This is a genomic window from Cedecea neteri, from assembly GCF_000758305.1.
Classification (GTDB): Bacteria; Pseudomonadota; Gammaproteobacteria; order Enterobacterales; family Enterobacteriaceae; genus Cedecea; species Cedecea neteri_C.
Map to the genome: position 1 here is coordinate 2037880 of NZ_CP009458.1, position 25964 is coordinate 2063843.

The 25964-nt window shown below is 50.1% G+C and carries 27 protein-coding genes; 18 read left to right on the forward strand and 9 right to left on the reverse strand.

The annotated features are described in order from the left end of the window. The first annotated feature begins 4 nt into the window (after positions 1–4). From LH23_RS09525 to LH23_RS09540, 4 genes are all read left to right on the forward strand, one after another. Positions 5–1768 (forward strand): hypothetical protein, encoded by a 1764-nt coding sequence (locus tag LH23_RS09525; RefSeq protein ID WP_039290554.1) that lies wholly within the window; start codon positions 5–7, stop codon positions 1766–1768. Positions 1769–2055: 287 nt separating this feature from the next. Next, positions 2056–2289 (forward strand): hypothetical protein, encoded by a 234-nt coding sequence (locus LH23_RS09530; RefSeq protein WP_039290557.1) that lies wholly within the window; start codon positions 2056–2058, stop codon positions 2287–2289. A 469-nt stretch (positions 2290–2758) separates the two neighbouring features. Then, on the forward strand, positions 2759–3235 hold the full coding sequence (locus LH23_RS09535; RefSeq protein ID WP_039290559.1) for a WbuC family cupin fold metalloprotein: 477 nt from the start codon (positions 2759–2761) through the stop codon (positions 3233–3235). Between the two features lie 306 nt (positions 3236–3541). After that, positions 3542–3802, forward strand: a complete 261-nt coding sequence (locus LH23_RS09540; RefSeq protein ID WP_039290561.1) for a helix-turn-helix domain-containing protein — start codon at positions 3542–3544, stop codon at positions 3800–3802. Between the two features lie 50 nt (positions 3803–3852). On the opposite strand, the gene LH23_RS09545 is transcribed toward LH23_RS09540, so the two are convergent. Beyond that, complete coding sequence (locus tag LH23_RS09545) at positions 3853–4317, reverse strand: hypothetical protein (protein ID WP_039290562.1); 465 nt, start codon at positions 4315–4317, stop codon at positions 3853–3855. A 156-nt stretch (positions 4318–4473) separates the two neighbouring features. On the opposite strand from LH23_RS09545, the gene LH23_RS09550 reads away from it, so the two are divergent. Next, a complete protein-coding gene (locus LH23_RS09550) occupies positions 4474–5001 on the forward strand; it encodes a hypothetical protein (protein WP_039290564.1) in 528 nt (175 codons plus the stop codon). Positions 5002–5054: 53 nt separating this feature from the next. On the opposite strand, the gene LH23_RS09555 is transcribed toward LH23_RS09550, so the two are convergent. Together LH23_RS09555 and LH23_RS09560 are read right to left on the reverse strand one after the other, a co-directional pair. Then, entirely contained in the window at positions 5055–5564 is a 510-nt protein-coding gene (locus LH23_RS09555; RefSeq protein ID WP_039290566.1) for a hypothetical protein, read from the reverse strand. Between the two features lie 322 nt (positions 5565–5886). Next, positions 5887–7380, reverse strand: coding sequence for an EAL domain-containing protein (locus tag LH23_RS09560; RefSeq protein ID WP_081946067.1), 1494 nt, complete (start codon positions 7378–7380; stop codon positions 5887–5889). Positions 7381–8078: 698 nt separating this feature from the next. On the opposite strand from LH23_RS09560, the gene fimA reads away from it, so the two are divergent. The 8 genes from fimA (at position 8079) to LH23_RS09600 (ending at position 16136) form a co-directional block, all read left to right on the forward strand. Continuing rightward, the gene (fimA, locus tag LH23_RS09565) at positions 8079–8618 is read left to right on the forward strand and encodes a type 1 fimbrial major subunit FimA (RefSeq protein ID WP_039290571.1); all 540 of its coding nucleotides are present in this window, start codon (positions 8079–8081) and stop codon (positions 8616–8618) included. Positions 8619–8693: 75 nt separating this feature from the next. Continuing rightward, positions 8694–9233 (forward strand): fimbrial protein, encoded by a 540-nt coding sequence (locus LH23_RS09570; RefSeq protein ID WP_039290575.1) that lies wholly within the window; start codon positions 8694–8696, stop codon positions 9231–9233. Between the two features lie 55 nt (positions 9234–9288). Then, positions 9289–9993, forward strand: coding sequence for a fimbria/pilus periplasmic chaperone (locus LH23_RS09575; RefSeq protein ID WP_409335181.1), 705 nt, complete (start codon positions 9289–9291; stop codon positions 9991–9993). A 72-nt stretch (positions 9994–10065) separates the two neighbouring features. After that, positions 10066–12699 carry a fimbrial biogenesis usher protein gene (locus tag LH23_RS09580; RefSeq protein ID WP_039290581.1) on the forward strand — a complete coding sequence of 878 codons (2634 nt, stop codon included), beginning with the start codon at positions 10066–10068 and terminating at the stop codon, positions 12697–12699. Positions 12700–12708: 9 nt separating this feature from the next. Next, positions 12709–13236: a fimbrial protein gene (locus tag LH23_RS09585; protein WP_039290585.1), complete on the forward strand. Its 528-nt coding sequence runs from the start codon at positions 12709–12711 to the stop codon at positions 13234–13236. Between the two features lie 12 nt (positions 13237–13248). Next, positions 13249–13752, forward strand: coding sequence for a fimbrial protein (locus LH23_RS09590; protein ID WP_039290588.1), 504 nt, complete (start codon positions 13249–13251; stop codon positions 13750–13752). Positions 13753–13768: 16 nt separating this feature from the next. Continuing rightward, positions 13769–14674 carry a fimbrial protein gene (locus LH23_RS09595; protein ID WP_039290590.1) on the forward strand — a complete coding sequence of 302 codons (906 nt, stop codon included), beginning with the start codon at positions 13769–13771 and terminating at the stop codon, positions 14672–14674. A 28-nt stretch (positions 14675–14702) separates the two neighbouring features. Continuing rightward, positions 14703–16136, forward strand: coding sequence for an EAL domain-containing protein (locus LH23_RS09600; protein WP_071842706.1), 1434 nt, complete (start codon positions 14703–14705; stop codon positions 16134–16136). A 349-nt stretch (positions 16137–16485) separates the two neighbouring features. On the opposite strand, the gene LH23_RS09605 is transcribed toward LH23_RS09600, so the two are convergent. From LH23_RS09605 to LH23_RS09620, 4 genes are all read right to left on the reverse strand, one after another. After that, positions 16486–16704 carry an acyl carrier protein gene (locus LH23_RS09605; protein ID WP_008454337.1) on the reverse strand — a complete coding sequence of 73 codons (219 nt, stop codon included), beginning with the start codon at positions 16702–16704 and terminating at the stop codon, positions 16486–16488. A 17-nt stretch (positions 16705–16721) separates the two neighbouring features. Beyond that, a complete protein-coding gene (locus LH23_RS09610) occupies positions 16722–18155 on the reverse strand; it encodes an AMP-binding protein (protein WP_039290593.1) in 1434 nt (477 codons plus the stop codon). Beyond that, on the reverse strand, positions 18152–19270 hold the full coding sequence (locus LH23_RS09615) for a cytochrome c552 (protein ID WP_039290596.1): 1119 nt from the start codon (positions 19268–19270) through the stop codon (positions 18152–18154). The genes LH23_RS09610 and LH23_RS09615 overlap by 4 nt, the downstream gene beginning before the upstream one ends. A 126-nt stretch (positions 19271–19396) precedes the next feature. Continuing rightward, a complete protein-coding gene (locus LH23_RS09620) occupies positions 19397–20536 on the reverse strand; it encodes a D-alanyl-lipoteichoic acid biosynthesis protein DltD (RefSeq protein ID WP_039290597.1) in 1140 nt (379 codons plus the stop codon). Positions 20537–21136: 600 nt separating this feature from the next. Here LH23_RS09620 and LH23_RS09625 point away from each other — a divergent pair. The 5 genes from LH23_RS09625 to zinT all read left to right on the forward strand — a co-directional run bounded on the left by LH23_RS09625 (position 21137) and on the right by zinT (position 24700). Then, positions 21137–21649, forward strand: a complete 513-nt coding sequence (locus LH23_RS09625; protein ID WP_039296506.1) for a GNAT family N-acetyltransferase — start codon at positions 21137–21139, stop codon at positions 21647–21649. A 5-nt stretch (positions 21650–21654) separates the two neighbouring features. Next, positions 21655–22185: a phospholipase D family protein gene (locus LH23_RS09630; RefSeq protein ID WP_039290599.1), complete on the forward strand. Its 531-nt coding sequence runs from the start codon at positions 21655–21657 to the stop codon at positions 22183–22185. Between the two features lie 92 nt (positions 22186–22277). After that, positions 22278–22982 (forward strand): hypothetical protein, encoded by a 705-nt coding sequence (locus tag LH23_RS09635; protein WP_039290602.1) that lies wholly within the window; start codon positions 22278–22280, stop codon positions 22980–22982. A 440-nt stretch (positions 22983–23422) separates the two neighbouring features. After that, a complete protein-coding gene (locus tag LH23_RS09640) occupies positions 23423–23860 on the forward strand; it encodes a hypothetical protein (protein ID WP_039290605.1) in 438 nt (145 codons plus the stop codon). Positions 23861–24055: 195 nt separating this feature from the next. Then, complete coding sequence (gene zinT / locus LH23_RS09645; protein ID WP_039290607.1) at positions 24056–24700, forward strand: metal-binding protein ZinT; 645 nt, start codon at positions 24056–24058, stop codon at positions 24698–24700. A 36-nt stretch (positions 24701–24736) separates the two neighbouring features. On the opposite strand, the gene LH23_RS09650 is transcribed toward zinT, so the two are convergent. Continuing rightward, positions 24737–25420, reverse strand: coding sequence for an outer membrane protein (locus tag LH23_RS09650; protein WP_039290609.1), 684 nt, complete (start codon positions 25418–25420; stop codon positions 24737–24739). Between the two features lie 18 nt (positions 25421–25438). Continuing rightward, entirely contained in the window at positions 25439–25936 is a 498-nt protein-coding gene (locus LH23_RS09655; protein ID WP_039290612.1) for a GlcG/HbpS family heme-binding protein, read from the reverse strand. Between the last annotated feature and the right edge of the window lie 28 nt (positions 25937–25964).

Genomic DNA, 25964 nt, shown 5'->3' on the forward strand with positions numbered 1-25964 from the left:
AACCATGAAGACAATTATAAAGTTTGATAGATTGTTTGTTGTCTCTGAAAGTCATAATTTATATTTCGACCAAAAGTTTTCAAATAAAATAAACATAATAAGTGGGTGTAATACCTCAGGTAAAAGCACTTTAATACAGAGTATTTTATTTACCTTTGGAATTAACGATGTTAAAGATGGCTTGAGCGAAATTATTCGATACAACCCTACGTTCAGATTGGATTTCAGCATCACTAAAGGAGGCGTAGATAAAAAATATATAATTGTAAGAGAGCTTGGTAGCATATATTTAAAAGAGGATGGGGGAAATGTTTTTAGTTTTCATGGAATTGACTCTGATGGTCGAGTTGAACATGTGAAGCTTAAGGAGATGTTATCTCAATTATTTTATTTTAACATGCTTTTAGAACAGAAGGGTGAGCTAAAAAAAGCATCGATAGAATGCATGTTCCTGCCTTATTATATTTCTCAATCTGTAGGGTGGGTTTATTTAAGAGAGTCATTCTCTAATCTTGGTTTTTATAAAGACTTTAAAGATACGTATCTTGATTATTATCTTGGCATAGAAAATTCTTTTGATAAAGAACATTTTTATAAATTAACAAAAGAGCGGACACAACTTCAGTCGAAGATCTCCTCATTGAATAAATATAGCGCCGAGCCTCACTTTGTTGTTTCTAAATTACTGGATGAAGAGTTTGGTGATGAGGCTCAGAAGTATATAGATGGTTATATTAAATTAGTAGCATCATTAGATGAAGAACGTGATGTATATACTGGTTTGTGTAATAAGTTATCCTTAACTAAAAATCATGTCAAGATACTAAGAAGAACTAAAAGAAATATTAAAAACCAAAACTATAACAATATTGATCGTTGTCCTGCATGTACGCAAATACTTCCTTATTCCTTAGAAGGGTTATATGGTTATTATCAAAACATCAATGATACTAATAAACTATCGGAGCAAATAAATAATAAAATACAAAAAATACAGTCTGACATTAATGGTTCACTTGCGAAGATTAAAAAGTTAGAAATTGATATATCTTCAAAGTATTCATATTTTCTTGAGAAAAAATCACAAAATTTATCTGTCAACACATGGATCGATAATAAAGCAAACATACGTCTGTTAGGCAATATTCATGAAGAGATAGAAGAATATACAAAAAGGTCTGATGAAATTAAAGGATTAATTGATGGGATGGGAGAGGAGCAGTCTCTTTTTGTCGAGCGGTTTAACAAAGAAAAAGATTTCAAGGAAATATTTAAAAAATATCTTAATGATATGCAGTTGTTCAATGTAACAGAACCTAGATATACAGATCTTTATAAAATAAATTCATTTCCTTTTCAAGGTGTTGAACTTCATAAAACTGTAATGTCATATCATTTTGCATTAAATTCTTTAATAAGAAAAACAGACAATATACATCGACTTCCATTTATGCTTGACGCAATTCTTAAGGAAGATATCGATGACAGAAATTTTGATCTCATACTGTCGTTTGTGGGAAAAAATCTTCCGACTGATACTCAATCATTTATATCAATGTCTGAGTATGCTGAAGATAACCTCTTGAAAGATGGTAAAGAGATAAGTGCATTCCGAAGATCCAAGGTTAAAGATATTAAAAATCGATACTTCCCTGATGGTACGAATTTATTCTTTATTGGTGATGGGAAGCGTGAGAGAGCATTTTTATCAAAACCTTTGGATTTAAACCTCGATATTTTCGTTGATACATGTCGGCTTACTGAATGATTTCTTTAGTTAATAGCGAATGCACAAGTTTGCGCATTCGCTATTTATGCTATATATTTTTTTCCGTATGTAATATTGCAAGGAGTTTTTCACCGAATATCATAGGGCCAGATAGACAGGGGAACAACTATGGTTTTTACAGCATTACAACTCTTCAAAACCTCTCCGATGAAACCCGCGTGGGCATCGTGTTGCTGCTTAGATTAATGGGATAGCTATGCATGTGCGATCTCTATGATAAAGCACATTATTACTATTCTTTATTCGATTAACGGATGGAGGGTATAATGACGAGCCTTTACGAAATGATGCAACTTAGTGATTATGATTCCATGGTTAACAGGGAATTTACATATAAGGGGAAAAGTGTAGGTCAGCTCAAAGGATTCTGTGATCTCGATAACCAATACCTTGTATTCATAACTGAAACAGGCCAGAAAAAAATTAGATGGGATATGAACGATGGTAATGGACGTTCACAGTTAAACCCCTTGATGCACCACTACAAACTGGTTGAGTAACTTTTAACTTAACCACACAGGCCACTGGCATCTGCTGGTGGTCTTTTTTTAAGCTTACTGTAAATGGTTGTTTGCGGGCAAAGGGGGCTGAATGGCAGATTTGAAAGACCTGTCTTGACCTGCCCCATTAATCAACACACCCCAATGTGACCAATGGAGTGCCCCCAAGCCCGTAGACAAATCTGCCCTATGTTGGAGTGTCCTCATCAGCCAAATGAGGACACCCCCATGAAAAAGCGTTTTACCGATACCCAGCTCACGCCCAGTCTGAAACAAACCCTGGCCAAAACGCCGATGGCAGTGTAAATACACCCGTTCTGGGGCTATGGGACATCAGCAGCAGCGTCTATAATCCGGACAGAGATTTTTCCTGCTAAAGCCGCGGCTAATCGTCAGTTGAGATAGCATCAAACCTTGCGATATCAAGGTTCCTGGTTGCCGTGAGCGACCTACATTCACAAAGGTTAATATGAAACAAATTACGTTCAGCGATCTACAAAAACAAAGCGAGCAGGCGGCAAACTCCCCTCGCTTACGTGCCAATCGTAATCTCCATCCTGAATTGAGCGATCCTGTTCAGCGCCTGGCTATTGCTATGGAACCGGGTACCTATGTTCGCCCTCATCGCCACCCGCACACGTTTGAGCTGCTGACATCCCTTAGTGGGCGCTTTTTGGTATTGCATTTTGATGACAAAGGCAACGTGACCCACCGCGTTGTGCTAGGTGAAGACTGCAAGGTGCTGGAGACGGATGCCGGGACCTGGCATGCGGTTTTATCGCTGGATAAAGGTGGGGTCATTTTCGAGGTAAAACATGGGGCGTACCAGCCCGTAGCCGAGCAAGATATGGCCCCATGGGCACCTGCTGAAAACGAGCCGGGAGCGGCTGAGTTGATGAAATGGTATACCGTGGTGCAAGTGGGGGATGGCGGTTTTTCCCTGTAATATTACCGCAGCCTCTCGTACTTTTTCCTGACCTGACGAAATAAACGTAAAGCCGTATACAGCGGCTTTAGCCCATTCTTATCTCGATAAGCATCCCTGAAAAACGAACCATTCACTTTTAGGGATCTTATGATGTATTGATTCCCAGTTTGTCAGGCAGATACTGACAACGAGAGAAATAGATCGCAGCATTCCACTCTGAAGCCATCCCAACTACAGCCCCCAATCCTAAGTACTCCTTAGTAGATTTCCATGTCCTTTGCGGCGAGTATTTAACCGATTTTCTAACGCAAAGGAGTCAACAACATGGAAAGAACAGATATGCATCCCGCGGATATCATTGCCGGTTTAAGAAAGCAGAAATCCTCTCTGGCAGCATTGTCCCGGCAGGTGGGGCTTAGCTCGTCGACGCTATCGAATGCGTTGGTTCGCCCGTGGCCTAAAGGCGAGCATATTATTGCGGAAGCGTTAGGTATGGCGCCGTCGGAGATTTGGCCCAGCCGTTATTACGATGAAATGAGCAACCTTATCGATCGCCAGAAATTAATCCGTTCATACAGCCTATAAGGCAACCAGAGGCATAGCGCTGAATTCAGCTGCTATGCCTCCGCTATACATTAAATCTTCGGGCCTTCCAGGTGGCATTGGTATGCAGTGCCGCCGTGTTCGGCCACAAACCAGTCAATAGCGCCGCCTGTAAGGCGATTGATTTCTACATTGGAAACCAAGCCCCAGGTTTTTTGGTCGCGTGAACCTTCGATTTTATAGGCGATCTCTTTGTCATTCACGACCGGTTGCACTACCCGGAACCAGGTGTCGTCGCGGCCCTGCGGTTCACCGCCGATGTCCACGATCACCGCTTCGGTCATCCACTGGGTTGTCTGGCCGTTGCCCACGCAGGTGCTGCCTTTATCGGCCTGAATATTGAAACACAGCTGGTCATTATCCATATAAGGCGCAGGCCAAATCTCCGAGGACGTCGTTGAACTCTTATCTTGTGGCTCACAGACAACGAGCGAAGGCTTAGCCGTCACGGCGGGTAGGCTCAGGAATAGGGCAAAGGCGAGGTATTTGCGTTTCATTACCGACAGTCCATATTCGTAGTAAAAGGGGAAACTAACATGAAGACCGTTAATTTAGTGAGTGCCGTTGTCTTAAGCAACAAGATTATATTGCTATTAAATAACAACTCGAGTGCTCTATAATCCCGGCACTTAAAATACCTCAGGGAATTTATAATGAAGTCAATTCTTGCTGGCAGCGCAATCGTTGGGGCTGCGCTTATCGTTTCATCCTTAATTAGTTCCGGCCCGGTTTTATTTAAGAGTGAAAATATTATCCCCGTTACCGGCGGTGCAGTGAAACTCGGTAACATCTACGATGAACACAAAGTTGTTTCCGTGAAAATGATTTTTGATGACAACGTCTCGAATCAGGAATTTTTGGAGCAGGCTAATGCGGATGATTATAAAACCGCCTATAAAAACAAGCTCACAGAGCTGGCTAATTTAGTCAATCAAGGTCGCAAAGAAGCAGAGAAAACGACGGCAGAAAGCCTGACGCTGACAAAACCAGCAAAATTAGAAATCACCACTGCAGTAAGGTACCGCAGCGAGTACCAGCCGGTATTCACCCTGGCACTGGGCACGAAAACGGTTGATTTACCGGTTGGCACTCAGCTTTACGCAAAATCTATTGAATCGGTAGATGCCTTCCTGAAGGAGCAGAAACCGCAGTTTGACTCGGCGCTGTACCTCAAAAAGTAGTTTTTTCATTAGGTTAAAGCCCGTTAATAAGGGCTTTAACCCAGCCTTTCGCATTAGCTTCTAAACCCATTGCTTTTACAAATCAGCGCGCTGGTCCTGAGGGTAAAGGCCAGCTTATCAGCGTAGTGGCTGTAGTAGTTGTGCTCTTCTTCCAGGCCTTTATCCTGCGCCAGTTGAACGGTTTTCAGCGAGCAGGTGCGATAAATCAGGTCTTTTTGCATTGTTGTTTGTGTTTCCCGCTGTTTAGCTGGCGACATGGCAGCCCATTTTTCCGACAGCGAATAATCGTAAACTACCTTATTCCCTTTGGCCTGGATCGCCTCGACGGTAACCACTTCGTCTACTTTGAGACGCTCCTGGCCACGCATACGTTTTTTATCTTCAGCAGCGGCATATGCGGCCAGCGCGTTGACATCCATCTCCTGGATTTTCTGTGTATAGGCCTGGACATAGGCGTCTGGTTGGGCGTAATGCCTGGCGTAAGCCTGCCTAATCTGGGGATCGCTGGCGCTGCACCCGCTGATGATCACCGGCAGCAGAGCGATTAATCTTCTCTTTATCATTGTTTATATCCATTGTTACCAGGAGGTTGTCAGCCAGTCAGCTTAGACCATTTTTCATCAATGGGTGCCGTTATTTACTGCCGGCCCCCGGGTGAGGCCGCTCCGGCAGTGGCCGGAATTAATCTGAATGATTCTGCGGCAATCAATAAATGCGATAGAACGCTTATTTATTCATGATATGTGCATATGTCTGGCAATATGTTACTCGCCAGTCTGACAATAAACGAAATACCCAGGACAGAGAGATTTTTATTCCCGTCCGCCAGAAAATGTGAATTATGGAAGTGTTTTATAAGCAGAATAACACTGTTAAATATAAAGGTTATTGAATGCCGCGAAAAACTAATGCATCTAACTCCTCGCGGAGCACTGGTTTTGAAATGTAGTATCCCTGAAATAAATTGACGCCCATTTGCTTTAGCATAATGAGCTTTTGTAGGCTATCAACACCTTCTGCGATGCACTGGCTGCCTGTCACGCTGGCATAATAGATTAGACCATCAATAAGATTTTTATCGTCGAGGTTATTGATAAACGTTTCTACAATGTAGCGATCAAGCTTGTAACTATTAAATTTTATCTGCCTGACTGGAAACGCAACGCTATTTTTGGCGAAGCAATCATCCAGCGCAAGTTTTACGCCCAGGCCGGTAAGCTGATTTAATACGGCTACCGTTTTAGACTCATAGCTTAAATCCACATTTTCGTTGATATCCAAAACAAGGCAGCGTATCCAGGTCGGATCAAGCAGCTGGGCTTTGGCAGTCTCAACAATTTTAAACAGGGCAGTACCCTCAGTGAGGGCCCGTGGAATATTGACTGAAAACTCCAGTTTTCCTGCATAGTTGTTTATATTCACCACGGCTTCTCTGATGATGTAAGCCGTGAGCATGACCCACGTTTCTCTGGTCCTGATCTCATGGAAAAAGTCTTTCGGCAACAATACGTTGCCGTTGGTGTACCAGCGACAGAAGATCTCGAATCCTACGATCTGCATCTCGCTGTCTACGATGGGCTGGAAAACGGGGAAGATCAGACCATGCTGCAGGGCGTGGGTGATTTTTCTCTCCTCGCTGCTGAGCAGTCTGGTCGTTAAGCCCCTGGGCTTCGACTGGCGCTGCGTTTTACGATGCCGGCCCGGCAACAGTCTGGCCATCATCGGGTGAATGGCCGCCAGTTTTTTTAACCCGCTCGAACGCAGGTTATAGAGCGTTTTAGTACTGAAGTTTTTTATTGCCGCAGCGTCCTCTTTATCAGAGGTACTGAAAAGCTCCAGTAGCGTATTGACCTCATGAATTGTAAGACCTTCGTGACGTAATCCGCCATTACGTTCCTCTTGCCTGGCTAGCGAGACGAGCGTTGGAATGCTTTTAATATCCTGATGAAGCGTACTTCTGAGTTTAACCACGCTGGTATAAATACTGACGATCCTGATGGTGCTGAGGTTGGCGCTTCGCGGCAGAACGTTTTTAAAATAACTAAAAAGCCATGAAGATGACAGGCTGCTTATTATCAGGGTATTGATCTTATGGTGATGCATCTGTAACAGCGATATCAGGCTTTTCAGCGTCATCAGCATCTGAAAAGGATCTTCAGGAATAAAGACAATTAGATAATTGAAATCATCATTTTCATTCTTTTTAGAAATCAGTCGGCTGTTTTTTTCCGGGCTAATCAGTTTTGTGTTCATTCCCTTTTCATGGAGCAATGCAGAAAGACCTGTTGCAGAAAAATGACAGGCAGAAAGTATGTGATAAACAAACTCAACATGGGAATGTTGAGATGGCACAGGCAATAACGGTGAGGTTATATTCATATCAATTATCCATTAGTCATTATTTTATATACCCGATGCAATAGGTTTTATTGCGTGGTATATCCTCGCCAGAGGTATTTTTGATATGTGAAAGCCTGGCCGGCGCAGCATGAAAGTTGTCTGCGTCAGGTGTTACGGTTTTGATGTGCAAGCTAAGATTTGCGGTGCAATGCCAGATTAATGATGCATGTTAAATTCCTTTTTAAAAAAATCCGCTAGAGGGAAATCGCCAGTAATATGAATGATAAATTCAATGCAATGAATGTTTTATAATTATTTTAAGTGAAATCATCCCTGCTGGTTTTTTGGATTTTTCCTTGTTTTTGAATTTTTGGGAACGTTACTGTTTCACCTCTAGTTTCTTTACAGCGTGTAGAATGTCAATAGAAATTAATTTTAAAACCGTGATTGAGAATAAACTCAGGGAAAATTCCGAATAGGATTAAATATAAAAAACATTTAAAATCAATGCAATATGATGATATTGATGTTTTGTTAAATATAATTTCAAAAACGATTTAAGATACTTTATTAATATTTCACCCCGGCTCCCCACCAATATTGAGAGGGTAGCTCTCTTAGGGGCGAGCTTATGTGAATAGGCGATCGTTTCGTGAAGCTGAAACATAGGTCTTATGGAAGGCATAGCGACTGCCGGTTCTGATTCGTTTTAGTGAAATTGTTTAAAGGAATAAATTATGAAAATCAAAAATCTGGCTTTCGTTGTACTGTCAGCCCTCTCTCTGAGCTCGGGAGCGGCTTATGCCGTTACGGTTAACGGTGGCACCGTTCATTTCAAAGGTGAAATTGTTAACGCGGCCTGCGCCGTTGATGCGGGCTCGGTGGACCAGACTGTTCAACTGGGTCAGGTTCGTTCCGCCCGACTGGCAGCGGTAGGCAGCACCAGTTCTGCGGTAGGTTTCAACATCCAACTGAATGATTGCGATACCACTGTTTCCACCAAAGCCTCCGTTGCGTTCTCTGGCGTAGCCGTGACCGGTAAAACCGACACGCTGGCAATTCAGGGGCCTGCGGCGGGCGGTGCGACTAATGTGGGGATTCAGATCCTCGACAGCACCAGCACACCGCTGGCACTGGATGGGGCAACCTTCAGCGCCAAAACTACGCTGAATGATGGCACCAATATTATTCCTCTGCAGGCTCGTTACATCGCGCTGGGTGCGGCTACAGCCGGTACCGCCAATGCGGACGCGACCTTTAAAGTTCAGTACGAGTAATCAGTCAGTCATACAGGGAAATCACTCGGGGCCAGGGACGGCCCGTCATCTACTACGGATTTGAAGGTGATAATGATGAGAGGAATAAAGCGGGTTCTATTGGGCGTTCTTCTGCCCTCGCTGGCGCTGGCCGGTAATCGAACGCATGTCATGCTGCCGGGCGGCAATATGCGCTTCCAGGGCACGATCGTTGCCGAATCCTGTCGCGTAGAAGCGGGCGATCGCCAAATGACGGTCGAAATGGGCAGGATCAGCAGCAATCGCTTCCACGCGCCAGGCGAAGACAGCGACCCGGTGCCTTTTGCTCTCCACCTTCAGGACTGTAATACCAATGTTAGCCGGCACGTTGGCGTGGCGTTTATGGGCGTTGCTGACGGCAAAAACCCGGCGGTACTTTCGGTGGGCGAGGGGCCCGGCATAGCTGAAGGCGTGGGCGTTGCCCTCTTTGATGCCGAGGAGCGCCAAATCCCATTGAATGCCCCTGCAAAGGTCTGGACCCGGATATACGCCGGGCCAAACACTCTCCATTTTATCGCCAAATATCGCGCCACCGGGCATCAGGTTACCGGGGGACTGGCGAATGCTCAGGCCTGGTTTGCTTTGACCTATTTGTAGCCTGGCCCCAGGTGTAGTGGACACAAACAACAACGACAAGGACAAAGGTGCGAGCGTGACAAAAAGCTTACTAAGAGGTCGCGGTTTACTGGCGGCGATGATGATAGCTGCGGCAATGGGCTTTATGGCTCGAGCAGAGGCAGGGGTGGCGTTAGGGGCAACTCGCGTTATTTATCCTGAAGGGCAAAAGCAGGTTCAGCTGGCAGTGACCAGCAACGATGAAAAAAGCACTTACCTTATTCAGTCGTGGGTAGAAAACGCCAATGGCGATAAAGACAGCCGTTTCGTGATTACCCCGCCGCTGTTTGCCATCAAAGGGAAAAAAGAAACCACGTTACGCATTTTAGATGCAACCAATAACCAGCTGCCGAAGGATCGGGAGAGCCTGTTCTGGCTGAACGTGAAAGCCATTCCTTCCATGGAAAAATCAAAGCTGAATGAGAACACGCTCCAGCTGGCGATCATCAGCCGAATCAAGCTTTATTACCGCCCGGATAACCTGGCGTTGGCCCCGGAGAAAGCGGCAGAAAAACTGACCTTTAGCCGCAGCAACGGTCAGCTGATTTTAAACAATCCCACCCCGTATTACCTGACGGTGACAGACATTAATGCCGGCACCCGCGTGCTGGACAATGCGCTTGTCCCGCCGCTGGGAAAAACCTCCGTGAAGCTACCGGCCGATGCCGGGACCAACATCACTTACCAGACCATTAACGACTTCGGTGCGCTGACGCCACGGATGCAGGGCGTTATGCAGTAATTCAGGACAGGCCGTCCTGCGTTAAATAACAACGAAGAACTGACTGCCGGGCGAATGCGGACCGGAGGGACAATGTCACATCTAAAATATGGATTAGCGCGTTTCGGCTCCCGTCGCCCACGGCGCAAATTAGTTTCTTTTTTTACTCTGGTACAAACGCCGCTGGCACTTTTAATTGCTATGCAGGCCTGTTCCGCCCATGCGGATTTGTATTTTAACCCGCGCTTTTTAGCCGACGATCCTTCGGCAGTGGCTGATTTGTCCAGTTTTGAAAGTGGGCAGGAAGCGCCGCCGGGGACTTACCGCGTCGATATTTATCTCAATGAAGGGTTTGTCACCACGCGGGACGTTAAATTCGAGACAGCAAAGAGCAGCAGCGGCCTGGCTCCCTGCCTGACGCGTGAGCAATGGGCCGGAATGGGCGTTAACGTGGCGGCCATTGCTGGCATGAATGCCCTGGCGTCGGATGCCTGCGTGCCGATGACTGAGCTTATCCCGGAGTCCACTGCCGGGTTTGATGTCGGCCTGCAAAGGCTGAATCTGACTGTGCCGCAGGCGTTTATGGGCAATCGGGCAAGAGGGTACATCCCGCCTGATCGCTGGGATAACGGCATTAACGCCGGTCTGCTGAATTACAATTTCACCGGCAATAGCGTGCAAAACGATCGCGGTGGTAACAGCAATTATGCGTGGCTGAACCTTCAGAGCGGGATCAATGTCGGGGCATGGCGACTGCGTGACAACACCACCTGGAGCTACAACAGCGGCGGCGGCAATTCAGCGAGCGAAAATAAATGGCAGCACGTCAACACCTGGCTCGAGCGGGATATTATTTCGCTGCGCTCCCGGTTAACGCTGGGCGATAGCTATACAGACAGCGATATTTTTGACGGGATCAATTTCCGGGGGGCTCAGCTGGCCTCCGACGACAATATGCTGCCCGATAGCATGAAAGGCTTTGCGCCGGTGATTCGCGGCATTGCCCGGGGCACGGCGCACGTCATCGTCAAACAAAATGGCTATGAAATTTATCAGGGCACCGTTCCGCCCGGCCCGTTCACGATTAACGATCTCTATGCGGCCACTAGCGGCGGCGATCTGCAGGTCACTATCAAGGAAACCGACGGCAGCAGCCAGATTTTTAGCGTGCCGTGGTCATCCGTGCCCGTTTTACAACGCGAAGGGCGCACCCGTTTTTCCCTGACCGCCGGGGAGTATCGCAGCGGCAATCGCCAGCAGGAAGAACCTAAGTTCTTCCAGGGCACGGTGCTGCAGGGTTTGCCCGATGGCTGGACGCTTTATGGCGGCAGCCAGTTGGCTGACCGTTACCGCAGCTTCAACCTGGGCGTAGGGAAAAACATGGGCGTGCTGGGGGCGCTGTCGATGGACGTCACCCAGGCCAATGCCAGGCTTGCGGATGACAGCGAACACCAGGGGCAGTCGCTTCGCTTCCTCTATAACAAATCGCTGAATGAACTGGGCACCAATATTCAACTGGTGGGCTACCGGTATTCAACCAGCGGCTATTTTACCCTCGCCGACAGCGCCTACAGCCGGATGAGCGGTTACAGCGTGGAAACGCAGGACGGCGTGATTCAGGTTAAGCCTAAGTTTACCGACTACTACAACCTCGCCTACAACAAGCGTGGCAGGGTGCAGTTGAGTCTGACCCAGCAGTTGGGCAGAACCACAACGCTTTATCTCAGCGGCAGCCACCAGACCTACTGGAACAGCAGCAGCGCTGACGAGCAGATGCAGGTGGGGTTGAACACCGCCGTGGATGACATCAACTGGACGGTTAGCTACAGCCTGACGAAAAACGCCTGGCAGGACGGGCGCGACCAAATGCTGGCGGTAAACGTCAATATCCCGTTCAGCCACTGGCTGCGTTCCGACAGCAAATCCGTCTGGCGTAACGCCAACGCCAGCTACAGCGCATCACACGATCTTAATGGCCGGATGACTAACCTGGCCGGGTTGTACGGCACGCTGCTGGAGGACAATAACCTGAGCTATAGCGTGCAGACCGGCTACGCGGGCGGCGGGCACGGGAATAGCAGCAGCACAGGTTATGCCGCTTTGAACTATCGCGGCGGATACGGCAACGCGAACGTGGGCTATAGCCGCAGCGACGGCATGAAACAGGTTTACTACGGTGCGAGCGGCGGTGTGCTGGCGCACGCGGATGGCGTGACCTTCAGCCAGCCGCTTAACAGCACGGTCGTGCTGGTGAAAGCACCCGGGGCCGGTGATGTCAAAGTCGAAAACCAAACCGGCGTGCGTACCGACTGGCGTGGTTATGCCGTGCTCCCGTACGCCAGCGATTACCGCGAAAACAGGATCGCGCTGGATACCAACACGCTGGCCGACAACGTTGACCTTCAGGATGCCGTCGCCAACGTGGTGCCAACCCACGGTGCCGTGGTGCGTGCGGAATTCAAGCCACAGGTCGGGGTGAAAATGCTTATGACGCTGACCCACAACAGCAAGCCTGTGCCTTTCGGGGCCATTGTGACCGTCGAAGGCCTGTCGGTGAGTAGTATTGTGGCCGACAGCGGGCAGGTGTATCTGAGCGGCATGCCGCTGGTGGGCAAGGTGTTGGCCAAATGGGGTGACGGGCCGGGCGCCAGCTGCGTGGCGGACTATCGTCTGGGTGAAGAGAGCCAGAAGCAGATGCTGAGCTCGCTGTCGGCGCTGTGTCGCTAAGGAATAAGCATGACTAAATCTCTTTATATCGTCGGCATCGCCCTGTCACTGTTTGCCGCCTGTGCGGAAGCGGCAGACAGCACGATTACGATTCGCGGCAATGTCCGGGATAACGCCTGCTCGGTTGCGGCGGAGTCAAAAGATTTCACCGTCGACCTGATGAACAACCCGGCCAAACAGTTTTCTGCGGTGGGGGCCACCACGCCGCTGGTGCCTTTTCGCATCGTGCTTTCCCCGTGTGGCGGCCTGGCGACCGCGGTGAAAGTGGGATTTACCGGCGTGGCGGATAGCATCAACACCAGTTTATTAAAGCTGGACAGCGGTGTATCGGCGGCAGCAGGCATGGGGATCCAAATCCTGGACAATACCCGGATACCGATGCCGATCAACGCAGGATCGTCGGCTATTCAGTGGACCACGTTAAAGCCTGGTCAGACTAACGTGTTGGGTTTTTATGCACGCCTGATGGCAACACAGCTGCCGGTCACCGCCGGACACGTAAATGCGACCGCAATATTCACACTTGAATTTCAGTAACCGGAGGCGGACATGAAATGGATTCTACCCGGGAGGGTGTTTGCCGGAGTACTGCTGGTGCTCTCTGCCACGGCGAAGGCGGATGACGTCACTATTACCGTGAACGGCAGAGTGGTAGCGAAGCCTTGTACGATTTCGACCCCCACGGCGACGGTCGATCTGGGCGATCTCTATACCTTTAGCCTGGTGCAGGCTGGTGCCTCATCTGCCTGGCATGATGTTGCGCTGAGTTTGACCAACTGCCCGGTCGGGACCTCTAAAGTGACCGCGACGTTCAGCGGTACGGCGGATGCCACGGGGTATTACGCCAATCAGGGCACGGCGCGTAACCTCCAGCTTCAACTGCAGGATAGCGGCGGTGCGACGTTGAATAACGGCGCCAATAAAACGGTGCCAGTCGATGCCGGCAGCCAGGCGGCGAGTTTTCCTCTGCAGGTCAGGGCGATAACAGTCAACGGCGGGACTACCCAGGGAACTATTCAGGCGGTGATCAATGTCACCTACACCTGGTCCTGATCGCAAGGAGGATGGAATGAAAAAAATCATCGCGTTATTGGCCACGGTGGCCGGTCTGGGGTGGTCAACCGCAAGCCAGGCATTTACCTGCCAGTCGCTGGGGACATCCATCAGCGGCTCCGGCACCGTGAACGTCAAGGTTAATCTTGTGCCGTCCATTTCGGCAGGGCAAAACTTAGTGGTCGATCTTTCCCAGTCGATTCAGTGCAAAAACGATGCTCCCGCCCAATATACCGATCCGGTAAGGATCAAGTCCGGCTCCGCGTATCAGGGCGTGCTCTCTGCTTTCCGAGGGTCATTAGGCTATTACGGGGTGCAATATCCTTTCCCTACAACAACCGAAACTGCCTGGGTAAACCACACCTGGGGCGATTATCGTGGCTGGCAGGCCGTGCTGTATTTAACGCCCATCAGCACCGCCAGCGGCGTGGTAGTTAAAGCCAACACCATGATTGCCCAGCTTATTCTGGAAAAAGAAGACTCCATTAACGGAAATCGCCAGATCATCAACTGGAATATTTACGCCAACAACGATGTTGTGGTGCCCACCGGCGGCTGCGATGTGTCCGCCCGTAACGTGACGGTTAATCTGCCGGATTACCCTGGCACAGCGCCTGCGCCCGTCACCGTGCGCTGCTCGCAAAACCAGAGGATTGGTTACTTTTTGTCAGGCAACACGCTGGGCAGCGATAACTCCATTTTCACCAATACGTCAGCCAGCTCGCCTGCACAGGGGATTGGCGTTCAGCTGTTGCGTAATGGCGCCGCTTTAGGAGCAGGCAGCGCCAACACTGTTTCTCTGGGAACGGTAGGGACAACCCCGGTTAATCTGGGGCTGACGGCCACCTACGCACGAACCACCGGGCAGGTTACAGCGGGCAATGTGCAGTCGATAATCGGGGTGACGTTTGTTTACCAGTAGCGGCACACCCGAAAAGGTGAGCGAGCGTGTGACTTACATTCTCTCGCCCTGCAACATGATGGCGTGCGGGCTGGCGAATTTGTTATCCGCAAGTCAAACCTGCACGGTATTTTTCCCTGGCTCAGGGAAGGAAAGATCGCAGGAAGAGAGCGGGGCGCGATTTGTGGTCTATCTGCCCGATCAGCCCTACTGGCTGCTTGCCGTCTTGCGACAGGTGGCCCAATTGCTCGATCGAAACGACGGCCAGCTATCCATGCTCATTTTGAGCCGTAGCTCAGCCTCATGGATCTGGCGTTCGCTGCAGAAGTTAGTGAAAAAAGACGCTTATCTGAGCGGCGTGCGGGTAGCTCCGTCCGATCTGCCCAGCGCCAGCCTGGCTGCGCTGCTGCGGGGAGACTGGGATAACAGCGTTAGCCTCAAAAAACACGCCCTTGAAGAGGAACTGGTGAGCCAGATCCGGCCAGAGGGGCTGACCCGAAAAGAGCTGGATGTGTTGGTGGACTCCCTGGCCGGGCAGACGATTCAGGAGCAGGCGAAACAGCGCGGCGTCAGCCATAAAACGCTGTATGTACAGCGCATGTCCGGGCTAAAGAAAATGACCCATCCGCTGCTGCATGAGAAAGCGCCGATCGCGAGCAATCAGCAGAAAAAAGGAGACACAGCGGGGACGCTGGCTGCCCTTTCACCGTTTGAAAGGGAGCTGGTTTATGCCATCCACAATCGCCAGATTTACCCCGTATTCCAGCCTATTGTGAACGGTGGCTTGCAGCTAAAAGGGCTCGAAATCCTTGCCCGCTGGCATCGAAACGGGCAAACCCTACAGCCTGCTGAGTTTTTGCCGCAGATCCGCTCCAGCTATACATGGCGGCTATTAACGGCCTTTATGCTGCAAGAGGCGGTGGGCGGCATTAATCAGTACCAGGGGGCGTATTATTTTGCCGTTAATATTCCGGCTGCAATTTCAAACAGCGAAAGTCTGTTCGGCATTATTAAACAGCTGAGTACCCGGCTGATAAACCCGTTCTGGACGGACAGGCTGGTGCTGGAAATCTCAGAAGATCTGAATTTGAATCAGCATCAGGAGAGCCGGTTCTTTATTACCCAGCTTCAGCATCAGGGATACCGGGTTATGCTTGATGATTGCTTTTCGCAGAGCAGCGTTTATTTCCCGGTGCGGGCGGTGCGGTTTAACGATTACAAACTGGACCGTAAAGTCGTGGCAGACGCGCAGTATGAACCTCACGCGCTGGCGCTGATCAAAAGCCTGGCATATTACTGCGAATTAACGGGAAGTTATTGTGTTGCCGAGGGCATTGATAGCCGAGAGAAATTAAGGCTGCTGCTGGCATCCGGGGTACATCTCTTTCAGGGATACGGTATTTATAAGCCTGTTTTCAAGTTTGAATTACGGCAAATGATTGAGGCTTTGAAAAAAAGAGAGACGGTGCAGCCTATAGCCTGAGTCAGCGCTTTTTTACCCTCACCCTAACCCTCTCCCTGAAAGGGAGAGGGGATAAAACTTATGGCGCTACTCTTTTCCCCTTCTCCCAGGCAGGGATAGGGGATAAAACTTATGGCGCTACACTTTTCCCCTTCCCCCTGGCAGGGATAGGGGATAAAACTTATGGCGCTACACTTTTCCCCTTCCCCCTGGCAGGGATAGGGGATAAAAAGCGTTTTGCGCTGCCTCTTTTCCCTCTAGCTTTGCAGGGGAAGAGGGATAAATCGCGTCCCCTGCCTACTCTTTTCCCCCTCTCCCCTTTGGGGAGAGGGCCGGGGTGAGGGGCAGAACGATTCCCGAATGTTTAGGATTAGCGATTCTCTTCAATATAACGCGCCAGATCCGCCGGGGTTTTCAGCACGGTGGCGACTTCCGTCGGCGGGATCATACAGCCGTACACATCCTGTACTTCCAGTACCAGATCAACGGCCAGAATAGAGTCGAGAATATCGGACTCGATCAGCTCATCGTTGAAGCCGACCTTGCGGGACAGCACTTTTTCAAACAGGGCGAGAATTTCTTGTTCCATCTTATTTTCCTGGGTCATTAATTCGTGCGAGCCTGGGTATCCAGCAGCTTGCGGTCGATTTTGCCGTTAGGGTTCAGCGGCAAAGCGTCTTTAATAATGATTTGTGAAGGCACCATATAAGGCGGGATCACCTTCGCGAGCGAAGTTTTGATCGCCTCCGGGGCCAGGCCGGTGACGCAGAACGCCGCAATGCGCAACACGCCGCCGCCGGATTTCATCAGCGGCAACACCACGGCTTCGCTAATGCCGGACATCGCCAGCAGGCGGTTTTCTATTTCGTTGATTTCAATGCGGTAGCCGTTCAGCTTGATCTGGCTGTCATTACGGCCCTGGCAATAGAGCAGCCCATCTTCGTAGCCGAGATCGCCGGTGCGGTAGCCGCGGTAGTGTTCACTTTCGCGGCGCAGCAACTTCGCGGTGTTTTCCTGCGGCAGGCCGAGATAGCCGCGCATGACGTTTTTCCCCCAGATGATCAGCTCACCTTCGGAGGTAATCTCCATGTGGGATTCTGGCATCATGGTGCCTACCGGCAACACGTCGTTTTCGCTGTGCAAGATCTCGTCGGTGATTTCAATCACCGTGGTGGCGATGGTCGCCTCAGTCGGGCCATAGGAATTGAGGATTTTGGCCTGCGGGAAACGGCGGCGTAGCTGTTTTACCAGCGCCTTATTCAGCACTTCGCCGATGAAAACAAACACGCTCAGCGCGGGCAAATACTCGGCGCTGAACTGCGGGGAAAGCAGCTTCTGGTAGGCGAAAGAGGGGGTGGAAACCCAGGCCGAAACCTCGTTGGTTTTCAGGCGATCAAGCCAGTTTTCAGCGGCAATATCCTCCTTGGCATTCAGCACAATGTGCCCGCCGGTGGCGAGGTTCGCCAGCAAAGGAATCAGGGACAGGTCGAAGCTGAACACCGCGTGGTTCATTAACACCGGCACGTGCGGCAGCGCAAAGTCCTCGCGCACCCACTTCATGAAGTGCCACAGGCTCTCGCGGCCAATCTGCACGCCTTTCGGTTTCCCGGTGCTGCCTGAGGTAAACATGATGTAGGCCAGGTCAGGTTCGGCCAGCACGCTGCCGGTTTCGCCGGTCGCCACAAACTGCTTCGCCACGACGTCGTAATAGTAAGGGGCGCTGGCAAGCTGGCAGATCTCTTTCAGCCGCTCCTGTGGGTAGATGCAGTCCACCGGGATATACGGCATGTTGTGCAGCAGGCAGCTGTAAATTGCCACGGCAAATTCGGCCTGCTGATGCCCGTATAAAACCACCGGGGTGCCGGCGGGTTGTTCGCACTTCGCATAACGTTGTGCCCAGTCGGTTGCGGCGACGGAAAGCTGTTGCCAGGTCAGGGCGGTATCGCTGCCGCTGATGGCTAACTGGCCAGGACGCGCGGGGTCAAGTAATGCCGCACGCAGAAAATCCTGCAGTTCCTGAAGCTCTGGATGAAGGTTCATAGAGGTGACATTCCGCTAAAGATGTAGAGGGAGACCGCGGCGCTAGCCAGCGTCAGAATTCGTCCAAAAAACGCGATAACCGGATGGCGTAACCCGTTACTCAAGGCCGGGCTGCGTTTGGTTGACCAAAGCAGCATGTTATGGGCAACGGAAATGGCGCCGAACAGCGCGCCGCTGATGACGTAGTGTCGTTCAAGCCCGTTCCAGGCCCCCATGCAAAAGAGCGTGCAGAAGATGCCCACGTTCTGTGCCAGGGTTTTATTTTGACGGAAGAAATCGAGCTTCATCAGATTCATGTAAATCGGCATAAAGACCACGTCGCGCAGCCACTCAGACAGGCTGATGTGGAAGCGGCGCCAGAAGTCCTGCGGGTTTTTAGCCAGAATCGGCATATTGAAGTTGGCCGGAATATTCAGGCCAAACAGCCGCCCGGCACCGATGGCCATGTTGCTGTAGCCCGCAAAATCAAAATAGAGATAGGCGCTGTAGGCGATAGACATCACCACGCCGACGGTGAGGGTGAACGGCCGGTGGCTCCAGGACTCAATCACCAGATTGTCGATCAGCATCGCAAACAAAAACTTCTGCACGACGCCGGTGACGATTTGCTCCACGGCCAGTAAAAACTGTTCGCGGGTCAACCTGAATACCGGCTTATTAATGTCGCCGACCCAGGTTCTCCAGCGATACATTGGGCCCGCGAGAATAATAAACGGCATAAACAGATAGCAGAAATAATGCAAAAAGTTCTGGCCATCTTTTTTGCTGCGGTAAAGCAACACGTCAATGGCGCGGAAGGTCATGAACGACAGGCCAATCATGCCCCAGTGATTATTCAGGTGTAACTTCACCAGCAATAGCGGCAGCAGAGTGAGGGTGACCGCTTGCCAGGTTTTTAACCAGCCTTTCTCTTTCAGGGTGACGAGAAGATAAAACGCAAAGAATACCGCCACTGGAACCAGGTAATCGCCCTGGAAGATATATCCCCAACCTAACGCCGCGAGCACGGAGAATGCGGCTAAATAGGTGAGCCGGTAATGCAATACGCGGTTAACCAGCGCAAACACCAGTGCCGATGAAAACAGAAAGAAAAAAAATGCCCCGGAGCTATACATCATTCATCCTTCAGAATTTTTGATATTCAAAATGCACTTTGATACTCATGCTGTCGTCCACGGAAGACCACGTAATCACCGTGATGCCCAGCAAGAGGTAAAGCACAAACAGGCGAACGGCAGTTTTCATCGTGTAAAGCTCTCGGCAATAAAGCGGTCCATGGCAACCCAAGCCAGCTCGGTGGGATGCAGGCGATCCCAGTTCCAGCCGTTTTGATAAGGCTGGGCGTACATATCGAAATAGCGCACCTGGTTTTGCTCGAGATACGCCCTGATCTGGCGGTCAACGGGCTGGAATTTCTGCGTGTTTTTCAGCGCCCACGGGTTAAGCGGATCGACGATCACCACGAACTGGGCGTGGCGAGATTTGAGCAGATCGATACTGGCCTTGAAGGCTTCCATCTGGCGGTTTACCACCGGCGTTTCATACCACTCTTCCGCCGTTTTTCCGTCTTCGTACACGCTTTTGTCCATCCACAAGGTGGCGGCGCTTTGCTGACGAACCTGGTTCAGTACGCGGGCGTGAGTCAGCTGTTCGTTCCAGTCTGGCGCGGCGTATTTTTCAGCGGGAGCGGGCCATGGGCGGTGAGGTTCAGGCGCAATGCGCAGCCACGCCAGCCAGTGGTTTTTTACCAGCGTGCAGAAGTTAGCAAACTCATAATTAACGGACTGCCAAATAACATTTGGATGCCAGCCATATATTTTCATTTCGCCCAGGGTTAAATGGCTGATGTCCTCTTCATCAATATGATGTAAGTAATTGACCAGGAAAGGACGGGCTTTTTCATCCGCCATCAGCGGGTTAAAAATAGCGGCCGGGAAATGATCGGCAAAAATAGCCGGAGGAATAGTGTCAAAATAAAAACTGTCCGGCGCAAACAGCAGAACAATTTTACTGTTGGCATTTATATCGTTTTTAAAACGCGACAGCAGCAGGAATTGCGTGATGTTATCGACATAACTATCGCCATAAGCCACGACCGGCTGGTGTAATTGCTTATTAAAGTAATTATATACAGCGTAATGTTCATCTTCGGATGTCGACACCTCAGAAGCCCCGAGGAAAAATAATGCATTGCCTTGTAATGCATGGGAAATTGTCGCTATTTTCTCTTTTTGTTCTTTCGCCGTGCCGTCCATCGATTTAATCAGCGGCTGGAATGTTAGCGGCGCGGACAAGCCCGTCACCAGGGCCGGAACGCATAAGACCAGAACGGCAAGCAGCGCCATCAGGATATGTAGGCAGAGAGTATTTTTGATCTTCATTATTAATGTAAGGCTACATGACAACCATTTGTTTAAAATTTGTTATTTTGTCTCAACACAACAAATCGTCCCTGTGTACCGCTGCACTATATACCAGCCTTCCCCTCGATGATGAGCGTTGCTGTGTAACGGTATGTACAATGAACTTTGCGTGGTAATAAAAGTCTGTGGGGCTAAGCCCTGCGTAAACCAGGGCAGAGAGTGGGGATTATCACGGCGGTTTATGTCAGGCCACCTCACTTTTCTGTTCAGATTTATGACAAAGTAAATCGACCATCAACAGATGAAAAAGAATATGTAAAATATTATCTTTATAGATTTTATATCTTGATTTTTTATTTTGGCGAGATTTTTTATGTTGGCATTTAAAGTTGTTATAAAAAAGATGTTTATTTATTTATAAATTAACTGTGTCATGTGCGTTTTTTATTAATGGCATTGATTTTATTGGTTTTATTTTGTTTTTCATCAGTGTGTTTGACGTGTCTCTCGCTTCTCGAAGGATTAAAGAAAATAAAGCTGCATTTTCTCGACTGAAAGCGCAATATGCTTATCCGATCCGTTATCAGTTACCTGGAGCCTTCGCCGCGAGTGAATGCTATGAGTTTAAAAATACGCAGAGCAAAACCTGAAGATGCCCCGCTTTTGGCGGCGCTGGGAAGTACAAGCTATCGCTATCACTTTGAACGGCATTGGGTTTCCGGGGCAGAACTGCAGGCCTTTATTGAGCAGGAATACGCTCAGGATACGTTAACTGAAAGCCTGGCGGATCCGACGGTTAGCTGGTTTATTGCTGAGGCTGAAAAGCCCGTGGGATTTGCCAAAATCAGCTGGAACCGCCCGGTGCCCGAGCAGGCGTGTTCAGGCGCTCTGCTGCACAAACTCTACCTCGCACCCGGTGAGACAGGCAAAAACTACGGCAAGCTGATTTTCGACGAAATGCTCCAGCTGGCGCAGCAGCGAGAGCAGAATTACTTCTGGCTGGAAGTGCTGGAGGGGAACGAAGGTGCACGGCGCTTTTATGAAGCGCAGGGCATGCGCCACTTAACCAGCGAAACGTTTTCCAGCGCCACGCAAACCAGCACCATTTATATTCTCGGCAAACGTCTTTAAACATCATGAAATCAGCACTTTTATCTGCCTTTTTCATTGCCGCGCTTAGCCTGCCAGCCGCCGCCATGTCCACACCAAACGTTCAGGTAGGCTTCTCACCAGAAGGCTCGGCGCGGGCACTGGTGCTGCAGACGATTGCCGGGGCGCGAAAATCTATCCGCATGATAGGTTATTCGTTCCAGGCGCCCGATATTGTTCAGGCGCTGGTGGATGCGAAAAAGCGGGGCGTTGACGTCCGCGTGGTGGTGGATAAAAAGCGTAATCAGAATAAAGCGAGCCTGAAAGCCATGAACCTTGCGGCGGCGAACGGTATTCAGCTTCGTATTGACGGGCACTACCACATTCAGCATGACAAGACGATCGTTGTGGATGAGCGAACCGTTGAAACCGGCTCGTTCAACTTTGCGCCTTCCGCCGAAACTGAAAACAGTGAAAATGTGGTGATACTAAGCAATATGCCAGATATCGCCAGGCAGTATGTTGCCCACTGGGAAAGCCGCTGGGCGCTGGGTGTGCCTTTTCAACTATCCCCCTGAATAACCTCATCTTCCTTAAATTTGGTAGGTAAAGTTTTGAACAGTCCTGCCGATGTCATCCCCTTCTGGGATTATGACTTTAAGGACAGTTAATGCTGCAACAATTGAACCTCTTCGTGCTGGCAACGGCATTATTACTCGTCGGATGCTCTTCAAAACCTGCACCTGAGACCCAAAAGCGAGTTGCAACGCAGACCGTGACCGCCGTGAACCAGTCGCAGCTGACTATTGAAAGCTGGGAAGACATCGAAACCGATTTCAGCCGTCCAACTGACAAACAGCTACGTTATGTCACCCAGGGCGATACCGCGAAAGTCACGGCGTTGAAAACGCTGCAATTCGTCGCCCTGACTTTTGCGGGCGGCGGGCAGGTCAGTGGCTTTAGCAAGGAAGACTTAAAAGGTTCCGAGGCACAGGGCGTAATCAATCCTTCTATTACTTACCTTACCCCGCGCGTGAGCGACATCATGAAAAAAGAGATGGATCGCCAGCCGATGAGAAAATACAACAACCCGCTGATCATCAAGCCAAAAACCTGGAGGCTGATGTATAAGAATCTGGCGGGCGGTGACGACAATTATCGGTTAATAATGAAAACGACGCTCAGTCGTAGTGCGACAGACAAAATAGGGAAAGGCAACTACATGCTCGTGGAGTGTGTTTCTACCGAAACGACACCGGAATATACCCTTCCGCAATGGCAGGCTAATAATTACGCCAAAGTGAACGAGGTGACACAGCAGGTATTGGATAGCTGTCTCGCAAAATTTACTACCGAGGCGCATGCCTTCCTTTAATGACGAAGGGAGTAAGCACTTTAAAAAGAATGCCTGGATAACTTCATCGGGCATTCAGTTATCCCCTTGCTGTTCAGTAAATGTATCAGCGCCTGCTTCAGCGTAAGCTCATCTCGTTGTTTCCCCGCATACAGAATTGCCGATTTCAGCCGGCATATGGTCAAACATTTTTACACGATCGGCAGTAGGTTAATTTCGGATTTTTTTATTTATATCAAAGAAATCATTGATCGTTTTATATCCACTTCACTCAAATGTTGACCGGGTTTTTTATGAGCGATATTGTGCGATTGTCATGTAACTATATGACATGGAAAGAATTATCCTGATTCGTTAAATGGAGTTTAAATGATGGCGGCGCTGATATTCGTGGGGCTGTGGATGTCGCTGGCAACGCGACGGCGCGTTCTGCGCGAAGCCAGAACCCTTGAGGTCGTTAGATGAAGCGTCTCTTCCTGTTGTTACTACTTCCCGGCGTGGTTGCCGCATCCCAAACTGATTCAATCAATTGGCCAGCTGCACTGGAAGGCATTGCCGCTGGCGATCAGCTCTGGTTGAACAAAGTCTCTGAACTTGCCGCCGCAGCTGACATTAAGCAGGCCATAAATCTGGAAGAGGCTTTGTCTCAAACCCTGACGGCTAACACTCCGGCAGCACTAAACGCGCTCAGTGTCATTGATGTCGGTAAATGGCCGCATATGATCGGGACAGATATGGTTTGCGGCGTCCCGGTCGAAAAGTCTTCACTTGTCGTGGAGGACTTCTATCAGCGTACCCGACTGGCGCTGCTCAGCACCGACAAAGGCGCAAACTGTTTGTGGTTTCTTGAAGCGACCTATGAAGAATGGAAAGCTGACAAAGCTCATCAGACTCAATAACATCATCACCCGGTCAGCTCAACTGACCGGGTCTTTCTCGTCGTTTTTCCTTGATTTTCCTTACCTGTAATTATTGAAACTAACCCCATTTTCTCTTCATCCAGGATATTCATTCCCGCTGAAAACCTGATTGATGTTTTAATTGTTATGTTATAACGTTTGTTTTTTCGTGTAAGGAATACACAGGGGAACAATATGATCATGAAAAAATCGGCGTTTATTTTGGGCATGGGCGTGTTGCTGGCGAGCCATCAGGTGCTGGCGCACGGCCACCATCACGGCAAACCGCTTACGGAAGTGGAACAAAAGGCGAGCGAAGGGATCTTTGACGACGTTAACGTGAAAGATCGTGCGCTGTCCGACTGGGACGGGATCTGGCAGTCGGTCAATCCCTTGCTGCTCAGCGGCGACCTCGATCCGGTGCTGGAGAAAAAAGCCAAAAAGAGCGGCAAAAGCCTGGCGGAATATCGCGCGTATTATCAAAAGGGCTATGCGACAAACGTGGAGATGATTGGGATTGAGAATAACGTCATCGAGTTTCACATCGGCAAAGAGGTACAAAGTTGTCATTACGACTATGCCGGGCACAAAATCCTGACCTACACCTCGGGAAAGAAGGGCGTTCGCTACCTGTTTGAGTGCAAAGACGCGCAGTCCAAAGCGCCAAAGTTCGTGCAGTTTAGCGATCACATCATCGCCCCGCGCCAGTCGCAGCATTTCCATATCTTTATGGGAAGTGAATCACAGGAGGTCTTGCTGAAAGAGATGGATAACTGGCCGACGTATTACCCGTACAACATGACCAAAGCGCAGGTTGTCGACGAGATGCTGCATCACTAACAACGTAAAAGGGCGGCCCGGTGGCCGCCTTAGTGTTTAGAACAGGTAGCGAGTGCCAATAGTGAACTCGCTGGAGGCCAGGCGGGCCTTCATCTGCTCATCCTTCAGGCCGCGCACGTTGCCGAAGGTGTTATAGCCGCTTTCCACTTTCCCCATATCCACGTAGCGATAGCCCACGTCGAAGCTCAGGCGGTCGATTGGCGAGTAGCTAATGCCCGCGCCCAGCGAATAAGCGAGATTGTTTTGTGTGCTGTCGGCGTATTCCCGGGTGACGTTGCCCTGCCAGCCACCGGCCTTCACTTTCGCAATGCCCACGCCAGCGGTGCCAAACAGCGACACGCCATAGCCAATGTCGTAATCGCGATAGACGTTCAGCATCAGCCGTTCGGTGTTCAGCTTCAGGTGGTTGAGGCTGGTCGGGAAGGCGGTTGAGCCGCTGGTAAACTCAGTTTTCTGGCGAAAGGTGTATTCCCCTTCGGTGCGCCAGCCGTTGCCGTACTGGTAGCCCGCCGCCAGTGACGCGCCGCTGAGTCTGTCTTTCTCTTTACCGTCAACAAACTGGCCGACGCCGGGGCGGCTGCTGGTGTCCTGGTCGCTGGCGCGCTGCTCGCTGTGGACGTATTTTGCCGAAGCGTAGTAGCCTTCATCGCTGGTGGCTGCGACGGCATGGCCTGCGCTCAGCAGAAGCGCCAGCGTCAGTAAGCTTTTCTTGTAATGCATGTCCTGCTCCTTGTGGTGTTATCCCGCGTTCAATTCTTTCTCAATAGCTTTTAAGCCTTCCAGGGCGCAGGCCTGATCCAGATGTCCGCCCGGTGCGCCGCCGACGCCGACCGCGCCAATCACCTGTTCACCGGCCTTCACCGGCACGCCGCCCGCCAGCAGCAGGAAGCCAGGAATATCACGCAGGTTGGCCGCGCCCGCATTGGACTGAGAGCCCTTCATCACGTTGTCGGTTGGGTTTTTGGTGGTCAGCGAGGTGAAGGCCTTCATGCGGCTGGCTTCCACGGTATGCGGCCCGGCGTTGTCCATGCGCTTCATTACCAATGGCGTACCGGCGCGATCGACCACGGTGACCGCCACGTTGTAGTTATCTTTAGCACAGGCCTGAAGGACGCTTTGCGCCAGCTTATCGGCAAGTTCAAGGGAGATGTTTTTCTGGCTCAGCACGCCGGTGGCGGCGCTGGCCGTGGAGGCAAGACTGCTCAGCAGCAGGGCGCTTAACAGAAGACGTTTCATGATGTTGCTCCAGAGTTGTTGGCTATGG